29 protein-coding genes and 1 tRNA gene are annotated in these 25,514 nt (G+C 70.0%); 15 read left to right on the plus strand and 15 right to left on the minus strand.

All coding sequences use genetic code 11. From position 1 onward, the window contains the following. Positions 1–10 precede the first annotated feature (10 nt). Positions 11–415, plus strand: a complete 405-nt coding sequence (gene msrB / locus BN2660_RS01410; protein WP_091226339.1) for a peptide-methionine (R)-S-oxide reductase MsrB — start codon at positions 11–13, stop codon at positions 413–415. After that, entirely contained in the window at positions 412–963 is a 552-nt protein-coding gene (locus tag BN2660_RS01415; protein WP_091226343.1) for a nitroreductase family protein, read from the plus strand. Before msrB ends, BN2660_RS01415 begins: the two co-directional genes overlap by 4 nt. 15 nt (positions 964–978) lie before the next feature. Here BN2660_RS01415 and BN2660_RS01420 read toward each other — a convergent pair whose 3' ends face one another. After that, positions 979–1,920 (minus strand): DMT family transporter, encoded by a 942-nt coding sequence (locus tag BN2660_RS01420; RefSeq protein ID WP_255304983.1) that lies wholly within the window; start codon positions 1,918–1,920, stop codon positions 979–981. 72 nt (positions 1,921–1,992) lie between these two features. Between BN2660_RS01420 and BN2660_RS01425 the strand changes: the two genes are divergently transcribed. The 6 genes from BN2660_RS01425 to BN2660_RS01450 all read left to right on the plus strand — a co-directional run bounded on the left by BN2660_RS01425 (position 1,993) and on the right by BN2660_RS01450 (position 6,900). Then, positions 1,993–2,646 (plus strand): SOS response-associated peptidase family protein, encoded by a 654-nt coding sequence (locus BN2660_RS01425; protein ID WP_091226348.1) that lies wholly within the window; start codon positions 1,993–1,995, stop codon positions 2,644–2,646. 4 nt (positions 2,647–2,650) lie between these two features. Then, positions 2,651–3,034, plus strand: coding sequence for an MmcQ/YjbR family DNA-binding protein (locus BN2660_RS01430; protein ID WP_091226351.1), 384 nt, complete (start codon positions 2,651–2,653; stop codon positions 3,032–3,034). A gap of 107 nt (positions 3,035–3,141) precedes the next feature. Then, positions 3,142–4,053 (plus strand): ABC transporter ATP-binding protein, encoded by a 912-nt coding sequence (locus BN2660_RS01435; protein ID WP_091226354.1) that lies wholly within the window; start codon positions 3,142–3,144, stop codon positions 4,051–4,053. Further along, the gene (locus BN2660_RS01440; protein ID WP_091226356.1) at positions 4,050–4,859 is read left to right on the plus strand and encodes an ABC-2 transporter permease; all 810 of its coding nucleotides are present in this window, start codon (positions 4,050–4,052) and stop codon (positions 4,857–4,859) included. The genes BN2660_RS01435 and BN2660_RS01440 overlap by 4 nt, the downstream gene beginning before the upstream one ends. Before the next feature lie 38 nt (positions 4,860–4,897). Beyond that, a complete protein-coding gene (locus BN2660_RS01445) occupies positions 4,898–6,205 on the plus strand; it encodes a sensor histidine kinase (protein WP_091226359.1) in 1,308 nt (435 codons plus the stop codon). Further along, on the plus strand, positions 6,202–6,900 hold the full coding sequence (locus BN2660_RS01450; RefSeq protein ID WP_176697045.1) for a response regulator transcription factor: 699 nt from the start codon (positions 6,202–6,204) through the stop codon (positions 6,898–6,900). Before BN2660_RS01445 ends, BN2660_RS01450 begins: the two co-directional genes overlap by 4 nt. A gap of 25 nt (positions 6,901–6,925) precedes the next feature. Here BN2660_RS01450 and BN2660_RS01455 read toward each other — a convergent pair whose 3' ends face one another. Next, positions 6,926–7,879, minus strand: coding sequence for an aldo/keto reductase (locus BN2660_RS01455; protein ID WP_091226361.1), 954 nt, complete (start codon positions 7,877–7,879; stop codon positions 6,926–6,928). A 104-nt stretch (positions 7,880–7,983) separates the two neighbouring features. Here BN2660_RS01455 and BN2660_RS01460 point away from each other — a divergent pair, with 104 nt between their 5' ends. Next, positions 7,984–8,286, plus strand: coding sequence for a DUF7882 family protein (locus BN2660_RS01460; protein ID WP_091226363.1), 303 nt, complete (start codon positions 7,984–7,986; stop codon positions 8,284–8,286). Between the two features lie 11 nt (positions 8,287–8,297). Here BN2660_RS01460 and BN2660_RS01465 read toward each other — a convergent pair whose 3' ends face one another. Then, on the minus strand, positions 8,298–8,726 hold the full coding sequence (locus BN2660_RS01465) for a hypothetical protein (protein WP_141651215.1): 429 nt from the start codon (positions 8,724–8,726) through the stop codon (positions 8,298–8,300). On the opposite strand from BN2660_RS01465, the gene BN2660_RS16505 reads away from it, so the two are divergent. Continuing rightward, on the plus strand, positions 8,725–8,901 hold the full coding sequence (locus tag BN2660_RS16505; protein WP_176697046.1) for a hypothetical protein: 177 nt from the start codon (positions 8,725–8,727) through the stop codon (positions 8,899–8,901). The genes BN2660_RS01465 and BN2660_RS16505 overlap by 2 nt on opposite strands. 47 nt (positions 8,902–8,948) lie before the next feature. Here BN2660_RS16505 and BN2660_RS01470 read toward each other — a convergent pair. Together BN2660_RS01470 and BN2660_RS01475 are read right to left on the minus strand one after the other, a co-directional pair. Beyond that, positions 8,949–9,021: transfer RNA gene (locus BN2660_RS01470), tRNA-Thr, on the minus strand. A 40-nt stretch (positions 9,022–9,061) separates the two neighbouring features. Further along, positions 9,062–10,021: a DsbA family protein gene (locus tag BN2660_RS01475; protein ID WP_091226367.1), complete on the minus strand. Its 960-nt coding sequence runs from the start codon at positions 10,019–10,021 to the stop codon at positions 9,062–9,064. A 229-nt stretch (positions 10,022–10,250) separates the two neighbouring features. Between BN2660_RS01475 and BN2660_RS01480 the strand changes: the two genes are divergently transcribed. Both BN2660_RS01480 and BN2660_RS01485 read left to right on the plus strand, forming a co-directional pair. Further along, on the plus strand, positions 10,251–11,354 hold the full coding sequence (locus BN2660_RS01480) for an ABC transporter ATP-binding protein (protein WP_091226370.1): 1,104 nt from the start codon (positions 10,251–10,253) through the stop codon (positions 11,352–11,354). A gap of 77 nt (positions 11,355–11,431) precedes the next feature. Then, positions 11,432–12,733: a DUF4032 domain-containing protein gene (locus tag BN2660_RS01485; RefSeq protein ID WP_091226372.1), complete on the plus strand. Its 1,302-nt coding sequence runs from the start codon at positions 11,432–11,434 to the stop codon at positions 12,731–12,733. Between the two features lie 33 nt (positions 12,734–12,766). On the opposite strand, the gene BN2660_RS01490 is transcribed toward BN2660_RS01485, so the two are convergent. The 6 genes from BN2660_RS01490 to BN2660_RS01515 form a co-directional block, all read right to left on the minus strand. Then, a complete protein-coding gene (locus tag BN2660_RS01490; RefSeq protein ID WP_091226374.1) occupies positions 12,767–13,408 on the minus strand; it encodes an NAD(P)-dependent oxidoreductase in 642 nt (213 codons plus the stop codon). A gap of 8 nt (positions 13,409–13,416) precedes the next feature. After that, positions 13,417–14,421, minus strand: a complete 1,005-nt coding sequence (gene rlmB, locus BN2660_RS01495; RefSeq protein WP_091226376.1) for a 23S rRNA (guanosine(2251)-2'-O)-methyltransferase RlmB — start codon at positions 14,419–14,421, stop codon at positions 13,417–13,419. Then, on the minus strand, positions 14,414–15,820 hold the full coding sequence (gene cysS / locus BN2660_RS01500; protein WP_091226379.1) for a cysteine--tRNA ligase: 1,407 nt from the start codon (positions 15,818–15,820) through the stop codon (positions 14,414–14,416). Before cysS ends, rlmB begins: the two co-directional genes overlap by 8 nt. Positions 15,821–15,869: 49 nt before the next feature. After that, positions 15,870–17,246, minus strand: coding sequence for an NAD-dependent succinate-semialdehyde dehydrogenase (locus tag BN2660_RS01505; RefSeq protein ID WP_091226382.1), 1,377 nt, complete (start codon positions 17,244–17,246; stop codon positions 15,870–15,872). A 94-nt stretch (positions 17,247–17,340) separates the two neighbouring features. Then, a complete protein-coding gene (ispD, locus tag BN2660_RS01510) occupies positions 17,341–18,567 on the minus strand; it encodes a 2-C-methyl-D-erythritol 4-phosphate cytidylyltransferase (RefSeq protein ID WP_091226385.1) in 1,227 nt (408 codons plus the stop codon). A gap of 71 nt (positions 18,568–18,638) precedes the next feature. Then, entirely contained in the window at positions 18,639–19,121 is a 483-nt protein-coding gene (locus BN2660_RS01515) for a CarD family transcriptional regulator (RefSeq protein WP_045255828.1), read from the minus strand. A 135-nt stretch (positions 19,122–19,256) separates the two neighbouring features. Between BN2660_RS01515 and BN2660_RS01520 the strand changes: the two genes are divergently transcribed. Continuing rightward, positions 19,257–19,793 (plus strand): DNA modification methylase, encoded by a 537-nt coding sequence (locus BN2660_RS01520; protein WP_091226388.1) that lies wholly within the window; start codon positions 19,257–19,259, stop codon positions 19,791–19,793. 81 nt (positions 19,794–19,874) lie between these two features. On the opposite strand, the gene BN2660_RS01525 is transcribed toward BN2660_RS01520, so the two are convergent. Together BN2660_RS01525 and BN2660_RS01530 are read right to left on the minus strand one after the other, a co-directional pair. Further along, the gene (locus BN2660_RS01525) at positions 19,875–20,558 is read right to left on the minus strand and encodes a response regulator transcription factor (protein WP_091226391.1); all 684 of its coding nucleotides are present in this window, start codon (positions 20,556–20,558) and stop codon (positions 19,875–19,877) included. After that, a complete protein-coding gene (locus BN2660_RS01530; RefSeq protein ID WP_091226545.1) occupies positions 20,555–21,772 on the minus strand; it encodes a sensor histidine kinase in 1,218 nt (405 codons plus the stop codon). The genes BN2660_RS01525 and BN2660_RS01530 overlap by 4 nt, the downstream gene beginning before the upstream one ends. Positions 21,773–21,991: 219 nt before the next feature. Between BN2660_RS01530 and phoU the strand changes: the two genes are divergently transcribed. After that, on the plus strand, positions 21,992–22,687 hold the full coding sequence (gene phoU / locus BN2660_RS01535) for a phosphate signaling complex protein PhoU (protein ID WP_091226393.1): 696 nt from the start codon (positions 21,992–21,994) through the stop codon (positions 22,685–22,687). 62 nt (positions 22,688–22,749) lie between these two features. On the opposite strand, the gene BN2660_RS01540 is transcribed toward phoU, so the two are convergent. After that, complete coding sequence (locus BN2660_RS01540; RefSeq protein ID WP_091226396.1) at positions 22,750–23,499, minus strand: phosphoglyceromutase; 750 nt, start codon at positions 23,497–23,499, stop codon at positions 22,750–22,752. A 59-nt stretch (positions 23,500–23,558) separates the two neighbouring features. On the opposite strand from BN2660_RS01540, the gene BN2660_RS01545 reads away from it, so the two are divergent. Then, positions 23,559–24,383 carry a class I SAM-dependent methyltransferase gene (locus tag BN2660_RS01545; RefSeq protein ID WP_091226399.1) on the plus strand — a complete coding sequence of 275 codons (825 nt, stop codon included), beginning with the start codon at positions 23,559–23,561 and terminating at the stop codon, positions 24,381–24,383. A 9-nt stretch (positions 24,384–24,392) separates the two neighbouring features. Here BN2660_RS01545 and BN2660_RS01550 read toward each other — a convergent pair whose 3' ends face one another. Beyond that, positions 24,393–25,514 carry a CAF17-like 4Fe-4S cluster assembly/insertion protein YgfZ gene (locus tag BN2660_RS01550; protein WP_091226401.1) on the minus strand — a complete coding sequence of 374 codons (1,122 nt, stop codon included), beginning with the start codon at positions 25,512–25,514 and terminating at the stop codon, positions 24,393–24,395.

The following is a 25,514-nucleotide window of genomic DNA, read 5'->3' on the forward strand; positions in this document are numbered from 1 at the left end:
AGGAGGACCGATGTCGTACAGCGTGGACAAGACAGAAGAAGAGTGGCGAGCGGAGCTCGGTGACGAGCAGTACGCGGTGCTGCGTCAGGCGGCGACCGAGCGCGCCTGGACGGGCGAGCTGCTCGACGAGGGGCGCGCCGGGCTCTACACCTGCGGCGCGTGCGGAGCGGAGCTCTTCAAGAGCGGCACCAAGTTCGACTCCGGATGCGGGTGGCCCAGCTTCTACGAGTCGATCCGTCCGGAGGCGGTCGAGCTCCTCGAGGACGACAGTCTGGGCATGGTGCGCACCGAGGTGCGCTGCGCCTCGTGCGGGTCGCACCTCGGACACGTCTTCCCAGACGGATTCGGCACGCCGACCGGCGACCGCTACTGCATGAACTCGATCGCCCTGAACTTCACCCCCGACGAGTCGTGAGCGCGCTCGACGCGGTCCGCGCTCGGCAGTCCTGGTCGAAGGTCACCGATGAGGCGCCCTCCCGCGACGAGCTGCTCGAACTGGTCGCCGCCGCCGGGCGCGTGGCCGATCATTCATCGCTCCGGCCCTGGCGGCTCATCGAGCTCCGTGGCAGCGACCGCGAGGTGCTCGGTGCGGCGATCGCGAAGGCCGAGGGCGACCGATCCCCGTCCTCCAAGCCGCTCAGAGCACCGCTGCTGATCGCGGTCGTGGCGAGCTTCCGCAAGAGCGAGAAGGTGCCCGCGTGGGAGCAGGAGGCCGTGGCCTCCGGTGTCGCCCACGTCCTGAGCCTCCTCCTCGACGAGGCCGGGTGGGGTGTGCTCTGGCGCACCGGCCACTACACGCGCTCGAAGGCGGTCGCGAAGGCGCACGGGCTGAAGAAGAACGAGGTGCTCCTCGGCTGGCTCTACGTCGGACGCAAGCCCGCCGGTCGCCGACCAGGACGACGCAAGCCGGTGGATGCCCGCAAGCTGCTCACGCGGATGCCGAAGAACCAGAAGAAGAAGTAGCGCGGGTCCGGTCGGTCAGCGTCGCCGCCTCCGTGGCAGCGCCACCACCACGGACGCCACCGCCGCGGCGGCCATCCCTGCGATCTGCCACAGTGCGGGACCGGACTGCGCCGGCCAGAGCAGGTCGATCACCACGGATGCCGCCAGCTGGCCGAGCACGGATCCCAGCCCCATGAGCAGCACGCCGGTGTGCGCGACGATGACGGCACCGAGCAGGATGTAGGCGAAGCCGAGCAGGCCGCCGAGATACAGCCACGGCTCCGCCGGCGGCGCGTCCGGGAGGCCGCGGACCAGCACGCTCACCGCGGCCGCGATCACGAGCGCGATCGTGCCGGCGATGAAGCTCATGAACGTCGCGGTGATCGGCGACTGCACGCGCTGGGCGAGCCGCCCGTTGGTGGCCGCCTGCCAGGCGATGCCGACTCCGGCGGCGAACGGCAGCACGAGCATCCACAGCGGCGCGGTCGACAGCACGTCCCCGCCGACCGAGATGCCGACCGCGGCGAGCGCGAGCACTCCGCCGAGGACCCTGCCCGGGGTCACGGCCACGACACCGGCCGGCCCGAACCCGATGCGGTCGAGCACGAGGCCGTGCAGGGTCTGCCCGGCCACGACGCCGACCGTGAACAGGGAGACCCCGAGGACTCCCGCCGTCAGCCCCTGCGTCGACACCGTGAGCGCTCCGCAGGCGCCGCCGAGCAGCATCCACGTCGGGATCGTGCGATCGCGGATGCCGTCGCGCAGTCGACCGACCCCTCGCCGTGCGGAGGGGGTGCAGGCGATCACGGCGATGAGCGCCAGCAGACCCACCGCGAAGGAGATGAGACCGGCGACGATCCCGTTGTCGACGCGGACGCCGAGCACGCCGTTGATGCGGGCCTGCACGGCGGTCATGACGCCGATCGCGACAGCTCCTCCGAGTGCCACCGGGGCGGGCAGTCGGCGGGTCGGAGTCACCCGTCGACCCTACCCGAGCACGCGTCGGCGCCCTTCGGTGCGGATGTCGGAGCCCCGGCGTACGCTGGCCGCATGTGCGCGAGCTACGGACTCGATCCGCGATTCACCGACACCGAGCTCCTCGAGGCGGCCGACGAGGCGGTGCTCGACGGCCTGCGAGGATGGGCGGAGGAGAACGCGGGCGAGACGCTGCGACCGACGGGCAAGAACCTCCGCAACCTCAACCCGATCGTCGTGCAGCCCGAGGGCACACCGACCCTCGAGCCCGCGTGGTGGGGATTCCTGGTCGGGGGCGAGCCGTCGAAGTTCCCCTCGATCAACACGCGCTCCGAACGGCTGCAAGACCGACCGGGCGGGTTGAAGACGCGAGCGCTCGTGCCGGCCACCCGGTGGTACGAGATGAAGAAGCCCGAGCGGGTCTGGCACGAGTTCCTCGTCGACGACGGCGCACTGTTCGGCATGGCCGCCGTGACGCAGCGGGGTCGCACCGCCGACGGAACGTCGTTCACCTGCTACTCGATCGTCATGCGTCCCGCACCCGAGCACCTCGCCGACATCCACGATCGGATGCCGCTGCTGATCCCCGCCTCGCTCAGCGCGGACTGGCTCACCGCCGAGCCGACCAGGGAGATCATCGACGAGGCGATCGCCGCATCAGACGAGATGGCGGAACGCGTGCGGACCGCCCCGCGAGCGGACGACAAAGGCGCGGATCGGCTGTTCTGAGCACATGACTCCGACTGAACTCATCGACGCCGCGACGTCCCGCGCCGAGGAACTGCCCGGCGCCGAGCGCGAGAACCCGTTCGGACCCGAGTGGGACGCGTACAAGGTGCGCGGGCGGGTGTTCCTGCTCATCCCGCTCGACGGCACCGGACGGGTCACCCTGAAGTCCGACCCGGACGACGCCGTGGCTCTGCGCGAGGCCTTTCCCGACATCGTCCCCGGCTATCACATGAACAAGAAGCACTGGCTGACGCTCCTGCCGGGGCCGTCGCTCGAGGACGAGCTCGTCAGCGAACTGGTTACCGAGTCGTACCTGCTGGTCGTCGAGAAGCTGCCGCGCGCGCGGCGCCCCGTCGATCCGCAGACGTTCGGTCGCACTGTCCTCTGAACCGATGCGCACGGCGCGGGCCTCCGCCATGAGGAGGACCCGCATGACGGCTCGAACGGTACCCGGGGAGGACGCGGCGATCGGATCCCCCGCGTAGCGTCGGAGACATGATCACAGCAGAGGGCCTCACGAAGAGGTTCGGAGACAAGACAGCCGTCCAGGACGTGTCGTTCACGGTGCAGCCGGGAACCGTCACGGGCTTCCTCGGACCCAACGGCGCCGGGAAGTCGACCACGATGCGGATGATCGTCGGCCTCGACCGACCGACGTCCGGCACCGTCACGGTGGCCGGGAACGAGTACCGCAAGCTGCGGGCGCCGCTCACCGAGGTGGGCGTGCTGCTCGACGCGAAGGCCGTGCACACCGGGCGCACGGCCCGCGACCACCTCAGGGCGATGGCGGCGACGCACGGCATCCCGTCATCGCGTGTCGATGAGGTCATCGACCTCGCCGGCATCGGATCCGTGGCGCGCAAGCGCGCGGGCAAGTTCTCGCTCGGCATGGGGCAGCGCCTCGGCATCGCGTCGGCCCTGCTCGGCGACCCGCACACGCTCATCCTCGACGAGCCGGTCAACGGCCTCGACCCCGAGGGGGTGCGATGGGTGCGCCAGTTCGTCCGCCACGCCGCGTCCGAGGGCCGCACGGTGCTGCTCTCGAGCCACCTGATGAGCGAGATGGCGCAGACCGCCGATCACGTCATCGTGATGGGCCGCGGCCGAGTGCTGGCCGACGCTCCGCTCGAAGAGCTCGTGCGCGCCTGGACCACGAACACCGTGCGGGTCCGCACCCCGCGCGCCGCCGACCTCGCCGCCGCCGTCGGCGGCCCCGCCGTCGAGATCGTCAGCTCGGCACCCGACCTGCTCGACATCGTGGGTCTGCCTGCCGCGCGAATCGGCGACCTCGCGGCAGAGCGCGGCATCCCGCTGCATGAGCTCACCCCCACCACCGGATCGCTCGAAGACGCCTATCTCGCCCTCACCGGCGACTCCGTCGAGTATCGGACCAAGGAGATCGCATGACCGTCCAGGCTCCTCCCCGCACCCGCCAGCCCGTCGCACACGGGCACCGGCTGACGTTCGTCCGTGCGGTACGCGGCGAATGGATCAAGCTCGCGACCCTCCGGTCGACCTGGTGGTCGATCGGCATCGCCGCCGTGCTCACGATCGGCATCGCGGTGCTCATCGCCCAGGCGGTCGATCTGCCGGGCTTCGACCCCATCCAGGCCGTCGTGATGCCGATCCAGTTCACGATGCTGCTCGCCGGCATCCTGGGTGCGATCTCGGTCACCGGAGAGTATTCGACCGGCATGATCCGATCGACGCTGGCGGCGAACCCGAAGCGCGGCGCCGTGCTCGCGGCCAAGGCCACGGTGGTCGCCGTGTTCCTCTTCGTCTCGTCGCTGGTGATCTTCTCGCTCGCCGCCGTGGCGGTGTCGGCCGTCGTGGCTCCGCGCGACCAGAGCATCGACTGGTCGGACCCCGCGGCCTCCCTGCTGCCGATCCTGGTGTCCTCCGTCGCGATGGCCGTCTTCGCCCTGATCGGCGTGGCCTTCGGCTTCATCCTCCGCTCGGGGGCGGGCGCGATCGCCGCGACCGTGGGGCTCCTGTTCGTCCTGCCCATCGTCGCGAGCTTCTTCGCGATCGCCGGAGAGGCGTGGGCCTGGGTGACGGATGCCGCGAACTACCTCCCGGTCGCCGCGGCGCAGAGCGCGATCCTGCCGGAGGGCGCAGCCCTCGAAGGGCCGGTCGCCTATCTCACGCTCGCTGCGTGGGTGGCCGCGGGCATGCTCGCCGCCTGGGCCGTGCTGCGCGGCCGCGACGCGTGACCGCGCCGCGGCGCCGGACGTCCGCGTAGAGTCGCCCGGTGAGCATCCTGAACAGCCGCAGTCTCTCTGTCCGCGAGGACGAGGGGCTGCGGCTACCGCGTCCGCCCGGCGTGCTCCGGCGTTTCTGGGCCCGACACCCGATCGTCGCCGATGTGCTGCTCATGCTCCTCTGCATGGCGCTGTCGCTGCTGCCCGCCACGACGTTCAGCCGTCAGCAGCCCGAGCCGTTCGGCACCGTCCTGTCCGCGATCGCGCCCGTGCTCATCGTGGCTGCGTGCGTGTCCCTGCTCTGGCGCCGCCGGGCGCCACTGGTGCCCTTCGTCGCCTCGTTCGCGGTGGAGACGATCTTCCTCTTCGCCCAGCTGCCCGTGGGCACACCGCTCATCCTCGTGACGTGCTACTCGCTCGCCGTCTACCGGTCGTCGCGGCTCGCGTGGGCCGGGTTCGGCATCGCCGTCGCCGTGCTCGCGGGCGTCGCGGGTCTGCTCACGCTCGCGGGTGTCGCGACCCTGCAGATCGCCGTGAACACGACGGTGTCGTCGGTCGTGCTGGGCATGATCGGCACCCTCATCGGGGTCAACGTCGGAGGACGCAAGAGGTATCTCGACGCCGTGATCGATCGTTCTCGTCAGCTCCTCGTCGAACGCGACCAGCAGGCCCAGCTCGCAGCGGCCGCAGAGCGCGCCCGCATCGCCCGGGAGATGCACGACATCGTGTCGCACTCGCTGACGGTGATCGTCGCCCTGTCCGAAGGTGCGGCGGCCACGCCCGACCCCGCCCAGGCGAGGATCGCAGCGTCATCGGCGGCCGACACGGCGCGCGGCGCTCTGACCGAGATGCGGGCGATGCTCGGGGTGCTCCGTGCCGACGACTCCCCACTGCCGCTCGCCCCGTTGGAGCCGACGTCGCCGCACGACACGGTGTCGAGCGCGCAGCGCGCGGGATATCCCGCGACGATCGCGGTGTCCGGGGAGGCCGAGGTCTCCCCCACGGTGGCCCATGCCGTCGGACGAATCGTGCAGGAGGGCGTCACGAACGCGATGCGCCATGCGCCGGCGGCGACGACGATCGCTGTGCGCCTCTCGTATGCCGCGGAAGCGGTGGAGGTGGAGATCGTGAACAACGGCGTCGACGGCGGCATCGGGCGCTCGGGGTTCGGCCTCCGCGGACTCGCGGAACGAGCGAGCCATGCGGGCGGAACGATGACGTCCGCGCCGACGGGCGACGGGCGGTGGATCCTCCGCGCCACGCTGCCGACCGCGCCTCCTGCTCAGGGAGCGTCCTCCGACCTCGCCGGCCCGGCGCCCGCCCCGAACCGGATCATCCCGAAGGAGACCCGACCGTGACCACGCCCATCCGCCTTCTTCTCGTCGACGATCAGGAGCTCATCCGTCTGGGCTTCCGCATGGTCCTCGAGGCCGAGCCCGACTTCCTCGTCGTCGGGGAAGCCGCCGACGGGCACTCCGCGATCGCGCAGGTCTCGGCGCTGCAGCCCGATCTCGTCCTCATGGACATCCGGATGCCGGGGCTCGACGGGATCGCGGCGACCGAGGCGATCGTGCGCGACAACCCGCTGGCGCGGGTGCTCGTGCTGACGACGTTCGACCTCGACGAGTATGCGTTCGGGGCGATACGCGCCGGCGCGAGCGGCTTCCTCCTGAAGGACGCGCAGCGGCACGAGATGATCGCCGCCGTGCGCGCGGTGCACCGCGGCGATGCCGCGCTCGCTCCACGGATCACACGGATGCTGCTCGAGCACGTCACCTCGCAGCTCGGTGCGACACCGGCTCCGAACGCCGCAGAACCCTTCGCCGACCCGACGGCACTGCTCACCGATCGCGAGCGCGATGTGTTCCTCGAGATCGCACGCGGCCTGACCAACGCCGAGATCGCCCGGGCGCTCTATGTGAGCGAGTCGACGGTGAAGACGCACGTCGGCCGTGTGCTGGCCAAGCTGGGCGCTCGTGATCGCATCCACGCCGTGATCCTGGCGCACCGACTCGGCGTCGTGGACGACGACGCCCTGCCCTCCGGTCCATGACCGAGGGCAGGGCGCATCGAACCGCTCAGGCCTGAGCGGGCGTCCACTCCGAGACACGGTTGAGCGTCTCGATCTCGTCGGCGCCGAGCTCCAGCCGTGCGCCGGCCAGGAGGTCGGGCACCTGCTCGACGGTGCGGGCGCTGGCGATCGGCGCGACGACGGTCGGCTGCGCACGCAGCCACGCGAGCGATGTCGCGGCGATCGACGCACCGTGTGCGGCACCGATCTCCTCCAGGGCGTCGATGACGCGGAGTCCGGCGTCGGTGGCGTACTTCGCTGCGCCCGCGGCACGCGGCGACGTCTGCCCGTCGGTCTCGACCGAGCGGTACTTGCCCGTCAGGAATCCGCTCGCGAGGGAGTAGTACGGCACGAGTCCCAGCCCGAACTCCTCGGCCACCGGGATGATCGACTCCTCGACCTCGTTGCGATGCACGAGGTTGTAGTGCGGCTGGATCGCCACAGGCTGCGCGACGCCGGTGCGCCGCGCGATGTCCATCCACTCGCGGATGCGGTCCGCCGAGTAGTTCGACACTGCGACGTGTCGCACGAGCCCGTCGGCGACGAGCTGACCGAAGGCACCGACCGTCTCCTCGAGGGGCACGCTCTGGTCGTCGAAGTGCGCGTAGTAGAGGTCGATCGACTCCACCCCGAGCCGGCCGAGCGAGGCTTCGGCAGCCTTGCGAACGTTCCCGGCCGAGAGACCGCGGAAGTCCGGATGCTGGCTGACCTTGGTCGCGACGGTGAGTCCCGCCGGCTTGCGGGAAGCCAACCACTCGCCGATGATCGTCTCGCTCTCGCCGCCGGAGTTCCCGGGCACCCAGGAGCTGTACGAGTCCGCCGTGTCGATGAAGTCGCCGCCTCCGTCCACGAACGCGTCCAGCACGGCGAACGACGCGTCGCGGTCGGCCGTCCAGCCGAACACGTTGCCGCCGAGCGACAGGGGGAAGATGTCGAGGTCACTTGTTCCGATACGAGTCATGCTTCGAGACAACCGACGAGCGATGTCGGGTATTTCTCGATGACGCCGCGTGTCGGTCTGTCAAGCCGCATGCCGGTCATCGGCGCACGGCGTACTGTGCTCTCATGGGAACTCTCGAGTACAACAGCTCTCACCCGCCGATCCATATCGACGACGCGACCCTCGCGCATGTGAAGGTCATCATCGGCACGAAGCTGCGCCGCCAGGAGAGTTTCATGATGACGTGGCTGTCGCCTACCGGCGACTCGAGCGGGCGCATGACCGCGTGGGTGCATCCGAGCATTCCGCTCGTGCTCGCATTCGACGACCAGAAGATGCCATCGATCGACCGAGCGCGGATCGCTCGCATGATGGACGGCCTGAACGCCCACGGCGAACTCGTGATCGACACGCTGTCGGACAGCTGACGCCGCGCGAGTCAGTCGAGGTCGGATTCGACGTTCGCCGGGGCTTCCAGCGGAAGCGCAGCGGGGGCTTCGACGTTGCGGGTCGCCTGCCGCAGGCGCGCGACCAGCTCGGGATCTTCCAGTTCACTCCCCTGCTCGCTCACGCTGCGGATGACGATCTGGCTTGCGGGTCCGATGAGGAACTTCGCGCTGGCCTCCGTGCCGTCGTCCTCGCGGATGGGGATCTCGACGATCTCCGCCCGCTCGTTGTCACCCAGCGCGCGGCTGTATGCCAGCAGCGCGTCCGCGATGTCGTCGCCCGTCAGATACTCGTCTCCCGCGTACGTGATCATCTGCATGATCCCTTCGTAGTACAGCTGTCCTCGCACGGGGCGGTCCTTGCCCCCGTGACCGGCGACTGCTAGTGCCAGGGGAGCCGCCGGGTCTACGATGTCCGGCATGGAGACGTCCCTGCTGGTCCTCGCCGTGCTTGCCATCGGATGGTTCGCGGTGCTCATGCGGCGACCGCGTCGGGACCTCCACCCGGATGCCGACGGCCCCGGGGTCGATCCCGCGCTCACCCGCGCCCTCGATGCCACCGCGGCGGATCAGGCCCGCATGCGCGGCTACCCCTGAGAAGACCGACCAGCAGCCTGCATCCGCTGGTCCGTGAAGGATCTGAGAGCCGACTACGGGACTCGAACCCGTAACCCCCGTATTACAAGTACGGTGCGCTACCAATTGCGCCAAGTCGGCGGATGCCACCAGCTTAGCGATGGCGGCGGGCGACTCCGAACTACGAGGCCGGGGTCTCGGTCGCGGTCGGCTCGGGCGACGGCGACGGCGACTCGGTGGAGTAGTACGCGTCGCTGGCGACCGTGAGGACGAACTGCGAGAACTCGCTCGGGTCGTCGAGTGCCCCGACGTACGCCTCGCCGTTCACGACGATCATCGGCGCCGACGTGAGGACGAGGTCCTCGGAGCCGTCGAGCGGCCCTTCGAGGGCGCGGGACGTGGCGTCCTTGGCCCAGGTCACGTAGTCCTGCTCCTCGATGCACGAGCGGACGGTCTTGGCGTTGTCCGCACCCACGGCGCCGGCGATGTCGGCGAGCTCGGCGTCGGAGAAGCCGTCGGTGTTGACCTCGGGCTGGTCGTCGAGCAGATCGTGGTTGAACGCGTAGAACTGCGCAGGCGAGTGCGTCGCCACGCAGGCTGCGGCGGCGGCCGCGCGCAGCGAGTACTTCGTGCCGTTCGAGCTCGCGGTCAGCAGCGCGACCGGGTGGTAGGTGACGCTCGCGGCGCCCTCGGTGATCCAGTTGACGAGCTGGCGTGCATTGGCGCGCTCGAACTCACCGGCATCCGGAGACAGGTAGTCCACGTACACGTGGATGTCGACCGTGCTCGCGGTCGTGGGCTCGGGGGTCGGGGCGGCCTCGCCGCCCGCCTCGGTCGCCTCGGGGCTCGGTGTCGCGGCCGCCGCGTCCGTGGACGCCGCCGATGCGCTGATCTCGGAGACGAGGATGCCGTCTCCGTCCATGCCCCCGGGGGTGAGCTGCGGCTTCGACACCTGCGCCGAGACGGCGAGGGTGACGGCGGTGCCGATCGCACCCACCGCGACGATGGCGAGCACCCCGAGGATGATCCGTCGCATGATGCGCGCCCTCGACTGCTGGGCATGCACCTTCTGTGCCTTCTCCCGCACGACCTCGCGCGAATTGCGAGGGCTGGGGACGTTCGGCGTCTCGTCGCTCGACATCGTTCCTCTTGACAGTCTCAGGGGGGCAGGGTGGCCCGATCGCCACTCGGGCGGCGAACGCCGCGGAAACACGGCCGAGAACGATGTTAACCAGCCTGGCTGAGAAATACCCAGATGCCCCCGTTTCTGCCATACTGAACGCGACCCGATGAGGGGTCACGGCGGGTCACTCCGCCGCTCTATCACTACGGATCGTCCGGCACGTACCTGCCGGTGAAGGAGAAACACAATGGCATCTGTCACTTTCGACGAGGCGACCCGCCTGTACCCGGGCGGCACTCGTCCCGCAGTCGACAAGCTGAACCTCGAGGTCGGAGACGGCGAATTCCTCGTCCTCGTCGGCCCCTCCGGATGTGGCAAGTCCACGTCCCTCCGCATGCTCGCCGGTCTCGAAGAGGTCAATGCCGGACGCATCCTCATCGGTGACCGCGACGTCACCGACGTGCCGCCGAAGGACCGCGACATCGCGATGGTCTTCCAGAACTACGCGCTGTACCCGCACATGACGGTCGCCGAGAACATGGGCTTCGCGCTCAAGATCGCCGGCGTCGGCAAGGAGGAGCGTGCCACGCGCGTCCTCGAGGCGGCCAAGCTGCTCGACCTCGAGCAGTACCTCACGCGCAAGCCGAAGGCGCTCTCGGGCGGCCAGCGTCAGCGTGTCGCCATGGGTCGCGCCATCGTGCGTCAGCCCCAGGTGTTCCTCATGGACGAGCCGCTGTCGAACCTCGACGCCAAGCTCCGCGTCCAGACGCGCACGCAGATCGCGTCGCTGCAGCGTCGCCTCGGCGTCACCACGGTCTACGTCACGCATGACCAGACCGAGGCGCTCACGATGGGCGACCGCATCGCCGTGCTCAAGGACGGCCTGCTCCAGCAGGTCGGCTCGCCGCGCGACCTGTACGAGAAGCCGAACAACGTCTTCGTGGCCGGCTTCATCGGCTCGCCCGCGATGAACCTGTTCTCCGCCGACCTGGCCGACGGCGGCGTCCGCTTCGGCACCGAGGTCGTCCCGCTCGACCGCGACACCGTGGGCCGTGCCAACGGCTCGCAGGTCACGGTCGGCGTTCGCCCCGAGGACATCACGGTCGGTCCGGCAGACGGCAAGGGCCTCTCGGTCGTCGTCGACCTGGTCGAGGAGCTCGGCGCAGACGGCTACCTCTACGGCCACACCGAGATCAACGGCAAGCGCGCCGACCTGGTCGCACGCGTCGACGGTCGCAACCACCCGAACGCGGGTGAGACGGTCACGCTCGCGGCGAACGCCGGCCACGTGCACGCCTTCGACATCGAGTCGGGCGAGCGCCTGAACGACAAGCCGGTCGTCTCCGCCTGATCGGATCCACGGACGCGGCGCGGGCTGACTTCGGTCGCCCGCGCCGCTTCTTCTTTTCCCACCTCGTGAGGAGAGCAATGCAGGACGCGCTGCGCATCACCGCGAGCACGGTCGACCCCGGGCTCCTCGCCCTCCCCTGGTCGACCGGCCTCGCCACCTGGCCCTCCGAGCACATCGTGTCGCTCCCGAAGGGCCTCTCCCGGCACCTCGTGCGCTTCGCCGACCTCTCGGGACGCGTCGTCGCGGTCAAGGAGACGACCGACGAGATGGCGAGGCGCGAGTACGACATGCTCGGCAACCTGCGCCGCCTCGATGTCCCGTGCGTCGAGCGGGTGGCTGTCATCGCGGGGCGAACGGATGCCGACGGCGAGCCGCTTCCCGCAGCCCTGGTCACCTCGCACCTGCGCTTCTCCATGCCGTATCGCGCGCTCTTCACCCGCGTGCTGCGTCCTGACACGGCCACCCGGCTCGTCGACGCTCTGGCCGTGCTGCTCGTGCGGCTGCACAACGTCGGCTTCTACTGGGGCGACGTGTCGCTCTCCAACACGCTGTTCCGCCGCGACGCCGGAGCCTTCGCCGCCTATCTCGTCGACGCCGAGACCGGTGAGCTGCACGAGGAGGGCCTGACCGACGGCCAGCGCGCCTACGACCTCGACCTCGCGCGCACGAACATCGCCGGTGAGGTGATGGACCTCGCCGCGGGCGGGCGCCTGGAGCACGGTGTCGACGCGATCGCGATCGCCGACGGCATCGTCTCGTCGTATCACTCGCTGTGGGCGGAGCTCACGGCACAGGAGTCGTTCGCCGCCGCCGAGACCTGGCGCATCACCGAACGCGTCGAGCGGCTCAACGCGCTCGGTTTCGACATCGACGAGATGTCGATGTCGACCACCTCCGACGGCACGGTCGTCGAGATCCAGCCGAAGGTCGTCGACGCCGGCCATCACCAGCGGCGCCTGATCCGCCTGACCGGACTCGACGTCGAGGAGAACCAGGCTCGACGCCTGCTCAACGACCTGGACGAGTTCCGCGCGCGGTCGACCAAGCAGTGGGCCGAGGAGGAGATGTACGCGCACGAGTGGCTGACCCGGGTCTTCGAGCCCGTCGTCCGTGCGATCCCCTATGAACTGCGCACCAAGCTCGAGCCGGCCGAGGTGTTCCATCAGGTGCTCGAGCACCGCTGGTACCTCTCGCAGGCTCAGGGGCGCTCTGTTCCGCTGGCCGAGGTGCTGACGAGCTACATCAACGAGGTGCTACGGCATCGCCGCGATGAGGCGACCATCATGGGACCGCCCACCGAGACGATGAGCCTGCCGGTCGTCACCGGCGCGAACCCCGTGTCCGATGACGACGAGGTGGACTGGCGCGACCTCGTCTGAGCTCCGCGATGGTCGCGGAGGTCCGACTCGGCGTCAGTAGCCGACGGTGAACCGCTCGCGGTGATGCGCAGGGCGCTCGATCTCGTCGACGACGGCGACCGCGAAATCCGCGCCGGAGATGAAGGAATTGCCGTCCGCATCGCGCACGAGCAGATCGCCGCCGTCACGGTAACGACCCGTGCGCTCGCCCTCGGCCCAGGGGCCGAACACCTCGGCCGGGTGGATGAAGAACCAGTCCAGCGCAGGGTCCGTCTCCTCGAGCAGGGCGAGCGAGTCGATGCCGACCTGCGCTTCGTGCCGGTACTCCTCGGGGAAGTCGAGGTCGAACAGTCGCGGGCCGCCCGGGGCGACGAGACTCCCGCCCGCTCCCCCCACGACACCCAGCCGGATGGGCGTGCCGGTGAGCAGCCCGACCACACCGGTGAGCGCATCGAGCACACTGTCGCTCATGTCGCCGCGGGGCGAGAGCGCCGAGACGACGGCATCCGCGTCGGCGAAGGTCCCCGTGAGCGGCGCCAGGTCGAGGACCGAGCCCTGCACGTAGGTCGCGCCGTCGACCGCATCGGTCGGCGTCGACCGCGAGATCGCGGTCACCTCATGACCGCGACTCACCGCCTCGGCGACGATGTGCCGACCGGCATAGCCGGTGCCTCCGAGGACGACGATGCGCGCCATGAATGCTCCTACTTCGCGTTGCGGATGGTCGAGACCTGGTAGAGCGCGACCGAGGTCGCGATACCGGCGTTGAGCGACTCGGTCGCCGTCGAGATCGGGATCGAGACGATCTGATCGCACGTCTCAGCGACGAGGCGCGAGAGCCCCTTGCCCTCGGAGCCGACCACGATGACGACGGGACGGTCGGCCAGCTGCAGCTCGGGCAGCTGCACGTCGCCGTCGCCGTCGAGCCCGAGCACGAAGACGCCCTGCTTCTTGAACTCCTTGAGCTGGGTCGTCAGGTTCGTGGCCAGGGCCACGGGCAGACGCGCCGCCGCGCCGGCGCTGGTCTTCCATGCCGCCGAGTTGACGCCAGCCGAGCGGCGCTGCGGAAGCACCAGACCATGAGCGCCGAACGCCGCCGCCGAACGGATGATCGCACCGAGGTTGCGCGGATCGGTGATGCCGTCGAGGGCCACGAACAGCGGCACCTCTCGACGGTCGATGACCTTCTCGAGGAGGTCCTGCGGGTGCGCGTACTCGTACGGCGGCACCTTGATGGCGACGCCCTGGTGCACGCCGTCGAACCCGGCCATGCGGTCGAGCTCCTGCCGGGTGACCTCGAGCACGGGGATGCCGCGGTGGGTCGCGATCGACAGCATCTCCTTGACGCGGTCGTCCATCTCGACGCGCTGCGCGATGTAGAACGCCGATGCCGGGATCTTGGCGCGAAGCGCCTCGAGCACCGAGTTGCGGCCGGTGACGACCTCGGTCTCGGTGGTGTTGTCCTTCGCGCGAGCGCTGCGGTTGGGGTTTCCGCCGGAGGTCTGCCGCTGCCCCGGCTTGCCCTTGCCACCTGAGGCGGCGTAGCGCTCGGCCGCAGCCTTGCGCTTGCCGGCGGGGTGCCAGGCGCGGTCCTCCGCCTTGGGGGTCGGTCCGCGGCCTTCCAGCGCCTTGCGTCCGAGTCCGCCGGTGCCCTTGGTGGGGCCCTTCTTGTTTCCCTTGTTCGCGCCGGGGCGCTGTGGCTTAGCCATCGATACTCCAATGAGTTCCGGCCGGAGTGTCCTCCAGCGTGATTCCTGCGGCGGCGATCGCGTCACGGATGCGATCCGCCGCCGCCCAGTCCTTGTCAGCGCGCGCCTGGGCGCGCTGGGTGATCATCGTATGCACGAGGGCATCGAGAGCGGATGCCGAGGCTCCGCCACCCCCACGCCACTCGGGCGACAGAGGGTTGATGCCGAGCACGAGCGTCATGTCGTGCACGTCCGAGACGTCCTGCCGCGCCTGATCGACACGTCCGGCATCGAGGTGGGCGTTGCCCGACCGGACGCTCTCGTGGATGACCGCGAGCGCCCGGGGAACGCCGAGGTCGTCGTCCATGGCCTCGGTGAACGCCGTCGGGAGGCCTTCCCTGTGCTCGGCCCCGCGGGCGGGCGCCATGCGATCGCCGCGCTCGAGGAAGGTGCGGATGCGCCCGAGCGCCGCCTCCGCCTCGAACCAGGACGATTCCGAGAGGTCGAGGCTCGAGCGGTAGTGCGCGGCCGCGAGTGCGTAGCGCACCACGAGCGGGTCGTGCTCGGCGATGACGTCGGCGGCGAGCGTGAAGTTGCCCAGCGACTTGGACATCTTCTGTCCGTCGACCGTCACCAGACCGTTGTGCACCCAGTAGCGGGCGAAGCCGTCTCCGGCGGCCGTCGACTGGGCGAGCTCGTTCTCATGGTGCGGGAAGCGCAGGTCGAGACCCCCGCCGTGGATGTCGAACTCGGAGCCGAGGTAGCGCTTCGACATGGCGGAGCACTCGATGTGCCAGCCGGGGCGGCCGGTTCCCCAGGGCGCCTGCCACGTGGCATCCGCCGGTTCATCGGGCTTGGCGCCCTTCCACAGCGCGAAGTCCTGCGGGGCGCGCTTGCCGCGCGGGTCGGCGTCCTCGGCCGCTTCCATGGCGTCGATCGACTGGTGCGTGAGCGACCCGTAGTCCGCCCACGAGCGCACGTCGAAGTACACGTCGCCCGAGCCGTCGGGCGCCGGGTAGGCGTGCCCGCGCTCGATGAGCGTCGCGATGATCTCCTGCATCTGCGGCACCGAGGCCGTGGCCCGCGGCTCATACGTCGGCGGGAGGATGCCGACGCCGGCATATGCCGCCGTGAACTCCTGCTCCATCCGGTACGCCAGCGCCCACCAGGGCTCGGCGTCCGTCGCGTTCGCGAGCACCTTGTCGTCGATGTCGGTGATGTTGCGGACGAAGGTCACACGGCCGTATCGCTTGGCCAGCCAACGGCGCAGCAGATCGAAGCTGAGCGCAGCGCGGACGTGCCCGATGTGCGGACCGGACTGCACGGTGGGTCCGCAGACGTACATCGTGATGTTCTCGGGATCGAGAGGCACGAAGTCGCGCAGCGATGCGGCGCGGGTGTCGTAGAGGCGGAGTGTCACCGCACAAGCTTACCGGGCGGCCGATGCCGAAACCTGGATGAGTCGGGGCTCAGCCCGCGACGAAGGACAGGCGTCGGTTGGCGAACTCGCCGATGCCGATCGGTCCCATCTCGCGGCCGAACCCCGAGCGCTTCACGCCGCCGAACGGAAGCTCCGCGGCCTCGGCGGCGATGATGTTGACGTGGGTCATGCCCGCCTCCAGCTGCGCGGCGATGCGGGCAGCCCGTGCCTCGTCGGTGGAGAACACCGAGCCGCCGAGCCCCATGTCGCAGTCGTTCGCGAGTGCGAGTGCCTCCTCGTCGCTGGATACCCGGTACACCGTCGCGACGGGCCCGAAGATCTCCTCCCGGTACGAATCGGAGTCGCGGGGCACCCCGACCAGAACGGCCGGCGAGTAGTGGGCGCCCGGCCCGTCGGAGAGCACTCCCCCGGCCAGGAGGGTCGCCCCGGCCGCCACCGCACGCTGCACCTGGGCGTCCACGGTCTCCGCCGCCGTCCTCGTCGAGAGCGGCACGAACTCGCCCTCTGCGAGGTCGAGCTGATCCCCGGGGACGAGTCCCTCGGCGAGCCGCACGAGCTCGGCGACGAACTCGTCGTGGATGTCGTCCATGACGATCAGTCGCTTGTTCGAGTTGCAGACCTGGCCGCCGTTGTACACGCGGAAGTCCCACGCCTTCTTCGCCACGGCGGCGACGTCGTCGGCATCCAGCACGATCATCGGGTCGATGCCGCCGAGCTCCAGCACCGCCTTCTTCAGGTGCCTTCCCGCCTGAGCGCCGATGATCGCTCCGGCGCGTTCGGAGCCGGTCAGCGAGACCCCCTGCACCCGGGGGTCGGCGATCATCGCCGCGATCTGGTCATGCGAGGCGAAGACGTTCTGATATCCGCCGACGGGCACGCCGGCCTCCTCCATGATCGTCTGGATGGCGAGCGACGAGCGCGGGCAGATCTCCGCATGCTTGAGGAGGATGGTGTTCCCCAGCAGCAGGTTGGGCGCGGCGAAGCGGGCGACCTGGTAGTACGGGAAGTTCCACGGCATGACGCCGAGCAGCACGCCGATGGGCCGATGCTCGATGTACGCCTTGCCGGGGATGGTGCTGGGGATCTCGACATCGGTGATCAGCCCGGGCCCGTGGACGCCGTAGTACTCGATGATCGACGCGGCGAACTCGACCTCGTCGATCGCCTCGGCGATCGACTTGCCCATCTCGAGTGCGATGTGGCCGGCGAGCTCGTCCTTGCGCTCCTCGAAGAGCTCGGCGACGCGACGGACGACGGCGGCGCGCTCCTGCACGCTGCGCCCGCGCCATTCGCCGTAGGCGGAGTCGGCGGCCGCGACGGCATCCTCGATCTGCGCGTCGGTGGCGGTCTCGAACGCCTCCACGACCTCGCCCGTCGCCGGGTTCTGAACTCGGTACCCGCTCATATCGTTCCTCACTCGGTCGGGAGCACGGCGCATCGTCGGAGCCGTCGGTCTCGATGGTCGCGCGGGATGCCCACCGAACGCAAGTCGACGCGGGTCAGCGCGGCACGATCATCGCGATGGCGGTCACGGCGATGCCCTCGCCTCGGCCGGTGAACCCCAGTCCGTCCGTCGTCGTGGCGGTGATCGAGACCGGAGCGCCGCCGAGCGCCTCGGACAGCACCTGCTGCGCCTCTGCGCGCCGAGCGCTGAACCGTGGCCTGTTGCCCTGGAACTGGGCCGACACGTTGCCGATCGCGAACCCGGCCTGGGCGAGCAGCTCCGCCGTGCGTGCGAGGAACACCGCGGCGTGCGCGCCCGCGTACTCAGGGTGCGCCGTGCCGAAGTGCTGTCCGATGTCGCCCAGCCCCGCGGCACCCAGCAGCGCGTCGACGATCGCATGGGCCACGGCGTCGCCGTCGGAGTGGCCCGAGAGCGCCGGCTCCCCCGGCCACTCGAGGCCGGCGAGCCACAGGTCGCCCTCGCCGCCGAAGGCATGCACGTCGGTGCCGATCCCCACGCGGGGGACGGATGCCGTGGGCGCCGTGCCGCCGGCATCGGGGACCGTCGCGAAGGCGGGCGCGGCCGCCGACGACAGCAGGTGACGGGCGCGGTCGAGGTCGGCGGGCGTGGTGATCTTGAAGCCGGAGGGCGCGCCGTCGATCCGGCGCACGGCATGGCCGGCGGCCGCGAAGAGCGCGGCGTCGTCGGTGTACTCGTCGCCGCGGGAGAGCGCCGCGGCATACGCCTGCTCGAGGAGATCGCGAGGGAACCCCTGGGGCGTCATCGCGGCCGCCAGCTCCGACCGGTCGACGGGTCCGACGACGGCCTCGCCGTCGACGCGCTTCAGGGTGTCGACGACCGGGAGTGCAGGGATCACGCCCGTCTGCCCGTCGACGGCTGCGACCACGGCGTCGATCGTCTCCGGGGGCGTCAGCGCGCGCGCCGCATCGTGGACGAGCACGGTCCGCACGTCGCCCCACAGCGCGGAGAGCCCTGCGGCGACCGACTGCTGCCTGGTGTCACCGCCGGTGACGACGCGTCCGAGTTCGGCGCGATCGCCGGCGGCAGCGAGGAGCTCGGCCTCTGCGTCGCCTTCGAATCCCGGCGGGGCGACGACGACGACCTGGGCGGGACCCGCGGCGAAGACGCCGTCGAGGGCGTGTCGCAGGATCGAATGGGTGTCGATGCCGACGAAGGCCTTGGGGGCACCGGCGTCCAGCCTGGTGCCGGATCCGGCGGCGACGACGATGATCGCGGTGTGCGGGACGGGAAGCATGCTCACGCCCCTCACGTTACCGGCGCAGACGAAAGAAGGCGGATGCCGAAGCACCCGCCTTCATGTCTCGGATCCGCTCAGGACGCGAGGACCTCGTCGAGCAGGGCGCCCGCCTTGTCCTCGTCGATCTTCTCGGCGAGCGCGAGCTCGGAGATGAGGATCTGACGAGCCTTCGCCAGCATCCGCTTCTCGCCCGCGGACAGCCCGCGATCCTGATCCCGACGCCACAGATCGCGCACGACCTCGCTCACCTTGATCACATCGCCGGAGGCGAGCTTCTCGAGGTTCGCCTTGTAACGGCGCGACCAGTTGGTGGGCTCTTCGGTGAACGGAGCCCGCAGCACCTCGAACACATGGTCGAGGCCCTCCTTGCCGATCACATCGCGAACGCCCACGAGATCGACGTTCTCAGCGGGCACCTCGATGATGAGGTCCCCCTGGGTGACGTTGAGCTTCAGGTATTTCTTCGCCTCGCCCTTGATGATGCGCTCCTTGACCTCGATGATGGTCGCAGCGCCATGGTGCGGATAGACGACAGTCTCGCCAACCTCAAAAAGCATAAAAACGTGTCCTTTCGGCAACCTCAAGGATACCACAGGGGTGATGCGCTAAGGTTCGCGCCCCCACGTCCTGAGTCCGCCCTCTCCGTACGCATAGAATGGATGCGGATATCCCGTCGGACCTCAGGAGGACCCGTGAAATCGCGCCTTGTCGCATCTGCCGCCATCAGCGCCCTCGTTCTTCTCGGCGCGACCGGTTGCACGTTCATCTCGCCGCAGGCGACGACGATCGAGTACTCCGCCTCCGACGGCGTCAACGTCTCGGACTCCGACGGCCCCATCGACGTGCGCAACGCCTTCATCGTCGCCAACGAGGACGGCTCGGTCGGCAACTTCGTGGCCGCGGTCGTGAACGCCACCGGCGAAGAGGCGACGCTCACGATCACGATCGACGGCCTCGAGCCGATGACCGTCACCGTGCCGGCGAACCGGACCATCAGCTTCGGCGCCGAGGGCGAGGAGCCGAAGCGCATCGACGGCCTCGACACCATGCCGGGCGCCACTCTCGAGATGCACTTCCAGTCCGGCGACGGCGCGGGCACGAAGGCCGAGATCCCGGTGCTCGACGGCTCGCTGTCGTACTACGCCGACCTCGTGCCCACCGAGACGAAGCCCGAGCGCTCTGCGACGCCGGTGCCCACCGACACGGCGGCACCCGCTCCGCAGGAGTGACCAGAGACCACCGCAGCGAAGAGGCCGACACCCGCGGGTGTCGGCCTCTCGCGTATCAGGCCCCAAGGGCGGGCGCTCGCCTCAGCCCTCGAAGCGATACCCCAGGCCACGCACGGTGACGAGCATGACGGGCTCGCCGGGGTTCTCCTCGATGCGGGAGCGGATGCGCTTGATATGCACGTCGAGCGTCTTCGTGTCGCCGAAGTAGTCGCTGCCCCAGACACGGTCGATGAGCTGCCCGCGGGTGAGCACCCGACCCGAGTTGCGCATCAGCACCTCCAGCAGCTCGAACTCCTTGAGGGGCATGTTGATCTGCGCACCGGCGACGGACACCGTGTGCCGGTCGATGTCGAGCGAGACGCGACCGCCCTCCAGCACGCGCTCGTCGAGCTCGTTCTCGGCCTGCACCACGCGCCGCAGCACCGCACGCATACGGGCGAGCAGCTCACGAGAGGAGTACGGCTTCGTCACGTAGTCGTCGGCTCCGAGCTCGAGCCCCACCACGATGTCGACCTCGGAGTCCTTGGCCGTGAGCATGATGATCGGCACGGCGGACGTCGACCGGATCTGGCGGCAGACCTCGGTGCCGGGCATGCCGGGCAGCATGAGGTCGAGGAGCACGATGTCGGCGCCGCGCTCGCGGAAGGCCGTCAGTGCGCCGGGGCCGTCTTCGGCGATCTCCACCTCGTACCCCTCGCGGCGCAGGAGGTACGCCAAGGGGTCGGCGAGATCGGGTTCGTCTTCGACGAGAAGGATGCGGGTCATGCGTTCTCTCCGTTTCGGACGCGGGCTGCGGCCTTCGCCGCCTTGCGCTCGCGCTTCTTCTTGCTCTTCCTGTCGCTCTCGATGCTCGGAGGAGCATCGATCCGCGGAAGCCTGATGGTGAAAGTGGATCCTCGCCCCGGACGCGACCACAGCAGGACCTCGCCGCCGTGCCGCTGCGTCGCGTGCTTGACGATGGAGAGTCCGAGGCCCGTGCCGCCGGTGCGACGCGAACGCGCCTCATCCGCCCGGTAGAAGCGCTCGAAGATCCGTTCCCGGTCGGCCTCGGCGATGCCGATGCCCTGATCCGAGACCGCGACCTCGACGACGTCTCCGTCGGCCCTGACGCCGATGCCGACGCGCGAGCCCTTCGGCGAGTACACGATGGCATTGGCGATGAGGTTGCCGAAGGCCTCGATGAGGATCTGCGAGTCGCCCCGCACCCACACGCCCCGGTCTCCCCCTCGGGCGAGCTCCACCCCGGCCGAGTCGGCCTGCACCACGTGCGCCTCGAGCGACGCCGCGATGACCTCGTCGATGGAGACGGGGCGGACGTCGGACAGCGCGTCGTCGGCCTGCAGCCGCGACAGGCTCATGATACGCCCCGTCAGCTGTCCCAGCCGCGTGGCCTCGGCCGAGATCCTCGTCGCGAAGTGTCGCACCTGGGCGGGGTCGTCGGCTGCGGATTCGATCGCCTCGGCGAGCAGCGTGACCGCGCCGACGGGGGTCTTCAGCTCATGGCTGGTGTTCGCGACGAAGTCGCGGCGCATCTGATCGAGGCGCTCCTGCTCTGTGACGTCGCGGATGATCAGCAGGGACATCCGCGGGCTGATCGCGCTCGCCCTGGCCGACACCAGACGCGGGTCGAGGCTGAGCCCGCCGCGCGTGATGCGCATCGACTCGGTCGCCGAGCCGCCCTCGTTCCGCACCCCGCGCACGAGCTGCCGGAGCTCGGGGTTCTCGAGGGGCGACCCGACCTCGATGCCGAAGCGAGCCGCCGCTTTGGATGCGGCGAGGACCAGGCCCGAGGTGTCGACGACGCAGGCGGCGTCGTCCATGCTGCGCAGCACCGCGGTGACACCGTCGGGAACCACGAGCGACGTCTCATCGGCGATGCGGGCCCTCGCGCGGTACGCCCAGGCCACCAGGAGCGAGAGGCCGACGCCGATCACGAGGCCGGAGGCCAACGCGAGCAGCGCGATCTGCGGCAGGGTCATGTACTCAGCGTAGAGTGCGTTCACCGACGGATCGGCGGGTTGCCCGGCGCCTGCAACGGAGCGAGAAGTACTATTCACATGCTGGGCACCGTTCGTTAACCTTCGGAGCAGACAATCGCTTCGGGCCTGTGCGGGAGCGCGGACCTCCTCTCGCGCGGACGATCCAGCCGTCTCGCGCTGGCATCACAGCCGAGACCCGAATGAAAGGTTGCGCCCACCATGCGCGAAGTCTTCCACCAGTCCCTCGAGGACCTGCAGTCTCGCCTCGTCGAGATCGCCGACCTCGTCACGGTCTCGATCGACAAGGCCACGCGCGCGTTCGCGACGAGCGACGTCGCCCTCGCCGAAGAGGTCATCGCCGATGACGCCAAGATCGACGAGCTGGCCGTCGCTCTCGACGAGCAGGCCATCGAGATCCTCGCCCGTCAGCAGCCGGTCGCCCGCGACCTGCGCATCGTCGTGTTCGCGCTGCGCGTGAGCGCCTCCCTCGAGCGCATGGGCGACATGTCCGAGCACATCGCGCAGCTCGCGCGCCTGCGCTTCCCGGAGCGCGCGATCCCACGCGGCCTCAAGGGCACGTTCACGAAGATGGGCGAGCTCGACGTCGAGATCTCGCGCACGCTCAGCGAGCTGCTTCGCACCCAGGACCTCCGCCTGGCCGACACGATCCGCAACACCGACGACGACATCGACGAGCTGCACGCCAGCGTGTTCGAGAAGGTGCTCAGCGACAACTGGAAGGGCGAGGCCACGGCCACGGTCGACGCCACGCTCGCCAGCCGCTACCACGAGCGCTTCGCCGACCACGCGGTGGCCGTCGCCAAGAAGGTCGTCTACCTCGCCACGGGCGACTGGCACGTCGACGAAGACGACATCCCCTTCGCCGCCGAGCAGCAGGAGCTCGGTCACGCCTGACGCGCGAGAGCGCACACGAAGGGGGCGGATGCTGACAGCATCCGCCCCCTTCGTCGTCAGCCCTACTTCTTGCCCTGAGCGGCGACCGCGGCCGCACCCGCCGCGGCGGCCTCGGGGTCCAGGTACCGGCCGGGACCGGTGGGAACGTTGTTCTCGTCCAGCTCGTAGATGAGCGGGATGCCGGTCGGGATGTTCAGCTCGGCGATGTCGTCGTCGCTGATCCCCTCGAGGTGCTTCACGAGCCCGCGCAGGGAGTTGCCGTGGGCCGTGACGAGCACGGTCTTGCCCGCCTCGAGGTCGGGGACGATCGCGCTCTCCCAGTACGGCAGCAGGCGATCGATCACGAGCTTCAGAGACTCGGTGCGCGGCACCTCTCCGTCGATGTCCGCGTAACGCTCGTCGCCGACCTGGCTGAACTCGCTCTCGTCGTCGAGCAGGGGCGGCGGCACGTCGAACGAGCGACGCCACAGCTGGAACTGCTCGGGGCCGAACTCCTCGAGGGTCTGCGCCTTGTCCTTGCCCTGCAGCGCGCCGTAGTGGCGTTCGTTGAGACGCCACGAGCGGGTGACCGGGATCCACAGACGGTCAGCGGCGTCCAGGGCGATGTTCGCCGTCTGGATCGCGCGGCTCAGCAGCGAGGTGTGCAGGACGTCGGGGAGGATGCCGGCCTCGGCCAGCAGCTCACCGCCGCGACGGGCCTCGGTGCGCCCCTGCTCGTTGAGGCGGACATCCACCCAGCCGGTGAACAGGTTCAGTTCGTTCCACTCGCTCCGGCCGTGACGGAGCAGGATCAGGGTGCGGTTCGCAGTCATGGGCCCAGTTTATCGAGGCGGCGTCGTCGTGGTCGGCGACGTGCTGGGAGGATGGACGCATGGCGTCATCTCCTCTCGGTCGGCCCACCCGTGGCACCACCGGGACGAACCGGCTGCGGCGCAACGATCGCTGGATCGCCTCTGCCGCCGCGTTCCGCCGAGCGGCCGACCCTCTCGTCGTCGATCTCGGCTACGGAGCGAGCGGAGTCACCGCATTCGAGCTCGCCACCCGACTGCAGCGTGTGCGTGCGGACGCCGAGGTGCGCGGCCTCGAGATCGATCCCGCCCGCGTCGCGACCGCCACTGCCCAGCTCGCGGACGTGCACGCCGGCCGCGCGCCCTTCCCGCCTGACCTCCGTGTCTCGTTCGCACGCGGAGGGTTCGAGGTTCCGCTGCCGGACGGACGCCGGGCGGCGGTGATCCGCGCCATGAACGTGCTCCGGCAGTACGACGAATCGGACGTCCCGGCAGCCTGGCAGACGATGGCGGCCCGCCTCGCGCCCGACGGCCTGCTCGTCGAGGGGACCTGCGACGAGATCGGACGGGTGTCGAGCTGGATCGACGTCGACGCATCGGGAGCGCCGCAGCGCTTCACGGTCTCGCTGCGCCTGGCCGATCTCGAGCATCCGAGCATCGTGGCCGAACGACTGCCCAAGGCCCTGATCCATCACAACGTCCCGGGCGAGCGCGTGCACGCGCTGCTCGTCGCCCTCGACCGGGAATGGGACCGTGCGGCCGCTCTCTCGACGTTCGGGGCGACGCAGCGGTTCCTCGCGGCCGTCTCGGCGCTGCGCGAACAGGGGTGGCCCGTTCTCGGAGGGAAGAGCCGCTGGCGTCTCGGCGAGCTCACACTCCCCTGGGCCGCGGTCGCGCCGCTGCCGTGAGGCCCGCGGTCAGCCCGCGTGCCGGGGGTCCGGCGCGCTCGGGCGTCGCGACAGACGAGTGAGGCGAGGGATGTCGGCGGTCGCTCCGGCATCTGCGGGGACGATGACCTGCTGCGCGGCGGCGACGTCACCGCCGTCCGTCCGCACGACCAGGTCTCCGACCGGAGCACGGCGCGAGAGGATGGCGAGCGCGATCGGCCCGTCCTCGTGGTGACGGGCGACCGACGTGATGCGGCCGACCTCGTCCTCCCCCGCGAACACGGCGTCGCCGGCGGCGGGGAGCACGGCCTCGCTGCCGTCGAGGTGCAGCGCGGCGAGTCGGCGCGGCGGGTGTCCGAGGTTGTGCACCTTCGCCACCGTCTCCTGACCCCGATAGCACCCCTTGTTGAGGTGCACGGCGGTGCGGATCCAGTCGGACTCGTGCGGCAGCGACCGCTCATCGACCTCGGCGGACCACCGCGGTCGCCAGGCCGCGACGCGCAGCGCCTCAGCGGCGAGCAGGCCCGCGAGGTCCTCGGCCGAGAGGCTCGCTGCGAGCTCCTCCGCGGCATCGCGCGCCACGATCGCCACACGCCAGGCGAGTTCGGCACCGGGGTGATCGGCCACCTCGGCGTACTGGTGCCCGCCGGCGCTCACACGCTGCCAGGGGTCGGTCCAGACGAGCGGCATCCCTGCGGGAGCGGATGCTGCGCCCGTCGCCCGGTCCGCGGCGTCACCTCCATCGACGAAGCCGAGGAGGACGAGGTCGGGGCGCACCCCGACGGTGGCCTGCGTGCGGAACTTCATGCGCTGCAGCCAGGTGGCGAGCGCCTCGGCGTCGGCGGTATCCGCGATCAGCCACGTCGACGCGCCGTCGTCCACCACGCCGGCCGCGTGCTCGACGCGTCCCTGCGGATCGAGCACGAGGAGCTCGGTGCTCTCACCCGGGGCGAGCCGACCCACGGCCTGCGAGGTGATCGAGTCGAGCCAGCTCAGCCGCTCGGGCCCGGCGACCTCGATGACCGTCCGGTCGTCGAGAGGCGCGAGAGCCGACCCCGATTCCAACCGACGCTGTTCGCGGAACGCGTCTCCGAAGTGCTCGATCCCGTGCTCTCCCGCCACAGCGCCTGCGATATCGGCGAACCCTGCCAT

Origin of the sequence: Microbacterium sp. 3J1 (assembly GCF_001049495.1) — a bacterium.
Lineage (GTDB): Bacteria > Actinomycetota > Actinomycetes > Actinomycetales > Microbacteriaceae > Microbacterium.